This window comes from Streptomyces capoamus (assembly GCF_014654935.1).
Lineage (GTDB): Bacteria > Actinomycetota > Actinomycetes > Streptomycetales > Streptomycetaceae > Streptomyces > Streptomyces capoamus.
This window is the reverse complement of the sequence record NZ_BNBF01000011.1, coordinates 54,140-58,846: the sequence shown is the minus strand read 5'-3', so window position 1 is coordinate 58,846 and position 4,707 is coordinate 54,140. Positions and strand designations below refer to the sequence as shown.

5 protein-coding genes are annotated in these 4,707 nt (G+C 71.4%); 4 read left to right on the top strand and 1 reads right to left on the bottom strand.

What is annotated here, in order from left to right:
* Positions 1-80 precede the first annotated feature (80 nt).
* Positions 81-1,352, top strand: coding sequence for a sensor histidine kinase (locus IE312_RS18785; RefSeq protein WP_189983251.1), 1,272 nt, complete (start codon positions 81-83; stop codon positions 1,350-1,352).
* A gap of 23 nt (positions 1,353-1,375) precedes the next feature.
* On the opposite strand, the gene IE312_RS18780 is transcribed toward IE312_RS18785, so the two are convergent.
* On the bottom strand, positions 1,376-1,879 hold the full coding sequence (locus tag IE312_RS18780; RefSeq protein ID WP_189983249.1) for a GtrA family protein: 504 nt from the start codon (positions 1,877-1,879) through the stop codon (positions 1,376-1,378).
* A gap of 183 nt (positions 1,880-2,062) precedes the next feature.
* Between IE312_RS18780 and IE312_RS18775 the strand changes: the two genes are divergently transcribed.
* The 3 genes from IE312_RS18775 to IE312_RS18765 form a co-directional block, all read left to right on the top strand.
* Positions 2,063-3,202, top strand: a complete 1,140-nt coding sequence (locus IE312_RS18775) for a 5-(carboxyamino)imidazole ribonucleotide synthase (RefSeq protein ID WP_189983247.1) — start codon at positions 2,063-2,065, stop codon at positions 3,200-3,202.
* A complete protein-coding gene (gene purE, locus IE312_RS18770) occupies positions 3,199-3,723 on the top strand; it encodes a 5-(carboxyamino)imidazole ribonucleotide mutase (RefSeq protein WP_189983244.1) in 525 nt (174 codons plus the stop codon). The genes IE312_RS18775 and purE overlap by 4 nt, the downstream gene beginning before the upstream one ends.
* Positions 3,720-4,707: dipeptidase (locus IE312_RS18765; RefSeq protein WP_229900088.1), on the top strand; the 988-nt coding region annotated here is incomplete at its 3' end. The genes purE and IE312_RS18765, both read left to right, overlap by 4 nt.

Here is a 4,707-nt window from a genome sequence, read left to right as displayed (position 1 = left end):
GGGGCGTCGGCTTCCGGTTCGAGAAGAGCTGAGTCCGGGCCCGAACGGTCAGCCCCAGCGATCACCCTAGGTAACGGACCATGCGCCGACGTCTCATCCAGTCCACCCTCGCCGTCGTCCTGGTCGTGATCGCGGTCTTCGGCGTCTCCCTCGTGATCGTCGAGACGCGGACGATCAGCAACAGCGCCCAGGAGCGCGTCGAGTCGGAGGCCGTGCGGCTGGCCAGCATCGTCGACAGCCGCATCCTCGCCTCGGAGAACGTGAACGCGGACGTCCTGCGCAACCCGGTCAGCAAGGACCAGTACGCGGTCATCCGCCTGCCCGGCAAGCCGCCCATGGAGATCGGCGGCAAGCCCGAGGGCGACACCATCAGCTACACCCAGCACGGCGAGGAGGGCGAGACGGTCACCGTGCAGGAGCCCCGCTCCGCGGTGACCCGCGAGGTCGGCCGGACCCTGCTGATCATCGGGCTGGTCGCGCTGCTCGCCGTGGTGGCGGCCGTACTGCTCGCCGTACGGCAGGCCAACCGGCTCGCCTCCCCGCTGACCGACCTCGCCGAGACCGCCGAACGCCTCGGCTCCGGCGACCCGCGCCCCCGCCACAAGCGCTACGGCGTCCCCGAGCTGGACCGGGTCGCCGATGTGCTGGACGCCTCCGCCGAGCGGATCGGGCGCATGCTGACCGCCGAGCGGCGCCTCGCGGCCGACGCCTCCCACCAGCTGCGCACGCCGCTGACCGCGCTGTCCATGCGGCTGGAGGAGATCACCCTCACCGACGACCCGGACACGGTGAAGGAGGAGGCGACGATCGCCTTGACCCAGGTCGAGCGGTTGACGGACGTCGTGCAGCGGCTGCTGACGAACTCCCGCGACCCGCGGACCGGCTCCGCCGTCACCTTCGACCTGGACGAGGTCATCCAGCAGCAGCTCGCCGAGTGGCGGCCCGCCTACCGCAGCGCCGGCCGGGCCGTCGTCAGCTCCGGGAAACGGCACCTCCAGGCGGTGGGCACCCCGGGTGCGGTCGCCCAGGTGCTGGCGGCGCTGATCGAGAACTCGCTCATGCACGGCGGCGGCACCGTCGCCCTGCGCACCCGGGTCACCGGCAACCAGGCCGTCATCGAGGTCACCGACGAGGGTCCGGGTGTACCGGCGGACCTGGGCGCGCGGATCTTCGAGCGCACGATCAGCGGGCGGAACTCCACCGGGATCGGCCTGGCCGTCGCCCGGGACCTCGCGGAGGCCGACGGCGGCCGGCTGGAGCTGCTCCAGGCGCAGCCCCCGGTCTTCGGCCTGTTCCTGTCGCGCACACCCCCCGCGCGCAAACCGGACGAGGACCGCCCCACGGTCCGCTAGCAGAACGGGTGGGGAGCGTGGGGCTACGGGACGCGCTGCCTCGGCGGCTGCTTCCTCGACTCCTGCGCCAGCAGGGATTCCGCGCTCGCCACGGCCTCCCGGGCCGGCAGCGCCCGGAACACCCAGCTGCGGTACGACCAGAAGCGGAACAGGGTCGCGACGCCGATGCCGACGAACTTGAAGACGTTGCTCTGCAGCGGGCTGTCCCAGCCGAAGGTGTAGGTCGCCAGGTAGAGCACGCCGTTCTCGATCACCAGGCCGATCATGCTGAACAGCAGGAACAGCGTGAGTTCCTTGGTGCGTCCACTCTTGTCGCGGTCCCGGTACGTCCAGTAGCGGAAGCCGACGTAGTTGAACACGATGGCCACGACGGTCGCGATGATGCTGGCCCGCACCACCGGCAGGTCCGAGACGTGCCGGACCAGGTTGAACACGCCGAGATTGACGAGGACGCCGGCACCGCCGACGGCCCCGAACTTGACGACCTCGCGTACGAGCCGTTGCAGCCCCGAGGAACGAGGTTCCATGGCTGTGCAGCTCCCGTCGTTAGGTTGCGTCGACCCCGCCATGCTAGCCGGGCGGGCCCGCCGGTGCCCGTGGACCGGCCCACTGCCCGGAAACAGGTCGGAAAGAACAGGGGAAGCCGTCGGTAAGAGTCCGTGGAGGAGGACGGGATCCGGCCTCCCCGGCGTGGCCGATACCCTAGGGGTGTGACGTTCCCGGTAGTCGGCATGGTCGGCGGGGGCCAGCTCGCGCGTATGACGCACGAAGCGGGCATCCCGTTGGGCATCAGGTTCAAGCTTCTCAGTGACACTCCGCAGGATTCCGCCGCGCAGGTCGTGAGCGATGTCGTCATCGGCGACTACCGCGACCTGGAGACGCTGCGCGCCTTCGCGCGCGGCTGCGACGTGATCACCTTCGACCACGAGCACGTGCCCACCGAGCACCTGCGCGCCCTGGAGGCGGACGGCATCCCCGTCCGCCCCGGCCCGGACGCGCTGGTGCACGCCCAGGACAAGGGCGTGATGCGGGCGAGGCTCGACGCGATCGGCATCCCGTGCCCCCGGCACCGGATCGTCAGCGACCCGGAGGACGTCGTCCGGTTCGCCGCCGAGGGCGACGGCTTCCCCGTCGTCCTCAAGACGGTCCGCGGCGGCTACGACGGCAAGGGCGTGTGGGTCGTGGACTCCGCCGAGGAGGCGGCCGAACCCTTCCGCGCCGGCGTCCCCGTGCTCGCCGAGGAGAAGGTCGACTACGTCCGCGAGCTGGCCGCCAACGTCGTCCGCTCCCCCCACGGCCAGGCCGTCGCCTACCCGGTGGTGGAGTCCCAGCAGGTCGACGGGGTCTGCGACACGGTCATAGCCCCCGCGCCCGACCTCGAGGAGGACCTGGCGCTGCGGGCCGAGGAGATGGCGCTGACCATCGCCAAGGAGCTGGGCGTCGTCGGTCACCTCGCCGTCGAGCTGTTCCAGACCCGCGACGGCCGCATCCTGGTCAACGAGCTGGCGATGCGCCCGCACAACTCCGGCCACTGGACCATGGACGGCGCGGTCACCTCGCAGTTCGCCAACCACGTCCGCGCGGTCCTGGACCTGCCGCTGGGCGACCCGCGCCCGCGCGCCCCGTGGACCGTGATGGTCAACGTCCTCGGCGGCGACTTCCCGGACATGTACTCCGCGTACTTGCACTGCATGGCCCGCGATCCCAAGCTCAAGATCCACATGTACGGCAAGGACGTGAAGCCCGGCCGCAAGGTCGGACACGTGAACACCTACGGCGACGACCTGGACGAGGTGCTGGAGCGCGCCCGCCACGCAGCCGGCTACCTGAGAGGCACCATCACCGAATGAGCCCCGTTGTTGGCATCGTCATGGGGTCGGACTCCGACTGGCCCGTCATGGAAGCCGCCGCCAAGGCCCTGGACGAGTTCGAGATCGCCTACGAGGTCGACGTCGTCTCCGCGCACCGCATGCCCCGCGAGATGATCACCTACGGCGAGCAGGCAGCCGACCGCGGTCTCAAGGTGATCATCGCCGGCGCGGGCGGGGCCGCCCACCTGCCCGGCATGCTCGCCTCCGTCACCCCGCTGCCGGTCATCGGCGTGCCCGTGCCGCTGAAGTACCTCGACGGCATGGACTCGCTGCTCTCCATCGTGCAGATGCCCGCCGGGGTGCCGGTCGCCACCGTCTCCGTCGCCGGTGCCCGCAACGCCGGTCTCCTCGCCGCCCGGATGCTCGCCGCGCACGACGAGGACCTGCTGCACAAGATGCGCGACTTCCAGCACGACCTGAACGACCAGGCCACCGAGAAGGGCAAGCGGCTGCGCGCCAAGGTCGAGGGCGCGGGCAGCGGCTTCGGCTTCGGGAAGTGACCGCCGTGGCGGCCGCCCTGGAGGAGGCCCGCGCCCTGCTGCGCGAGTTCCCCGTGGTCGACGGGCACAACGACCTGCCCTGGGCGCTGCGCAAGCAGGCCGGCTACGACCTGGACGTCCTGGACATCGCCGGCGACCGGCACGAGCAGCTGCACACCGACCTGCCGCGGCTGCGCGCGGGCGGCGTCGGCGCCCAGTACTGGTCGGTGTTCGTGCCCTGTGAGCAGCCGGACCCGGTCGCGGCGACGCTGGAGCAGATCGACTGCGTCCGGCGGCTGCTGGAGCGCTACCCGGCGGACCTGGCGCCCGCGCTGACCGCCGCGGACATGGAGGCGGCCCGCCGGGACGGCCGTATCGCCTCCCTCATGGGCGCCGAGGGCGGCCACTCCATCGCCAACTCGCTGGGCACCCTGCGCGGCCTGTACGCGCTCGGCGTGCGCTACATGACGCTGACCCACAACGACAACGTGGACTGGGCGGACTCCGCGACCGACGAACCCGGGGTGGGCGGCCTGTCCGCCTTCGGCCGTGAGGTCGTCCGTGAGATGAACCGCCTCGGCATGCTCGTCGACCTCTCCCACGTGGCGGCGACGACCATGCGGGACGCCCTGGACGCGACCTCCGCGCCGGTGGTCTTCTCGCACTCCTCCGCCCGGGCGGTGTGTGACCACCCCCGCAACATCCCCGACGACGTCCTGGAGCGCCTGCCCGCCAACGGCGGTATGGCGATGGTGACGTTCGTGCCCAAGTTCGTGCTGCAGGCCGCCGTGGACTGGACGGCCGCCGCCGACGAGAACATGCGCGCCCACGGCCTGCACCACCTGGACACCAGCCCCGAGGCGATGAAGGTGCACCGCGCCTTCGAGGAGCGCAACCCGCGCCCGGTCGCCACGGCGTCCACGGTCGCGGACCACCTGGACCACATGCGCGAGGTCGCCGGCATCGACCACCTCGGCATCGGCGGCGACTACGACGGCACCGCGT

Bases quoted from the DNA above. Each gene is read 5' to 3' on its own strand.
- IE312_RS18785 (WP_189983251.1), top strand. From the start codon at position 81: ATGCGCCGACGTCTCATCCAGTCCACCCTCGCCGTCGTCCTGGTCGTG.
- IE312_RS18780 (WP_189983249.1), bottom strand. From the start codon at position 1,879: ATGGAACCTCGTTCCTCGGGGCTGCAACGGCTCGTACGCGAGGTCGTC.
- purE (WP_189983244.1), top strand. From the start codon at position 3,199: ATGAGCCCCGTTGTTGGCATCGTCATGGGGTCGGACTCCGACTGGCCC.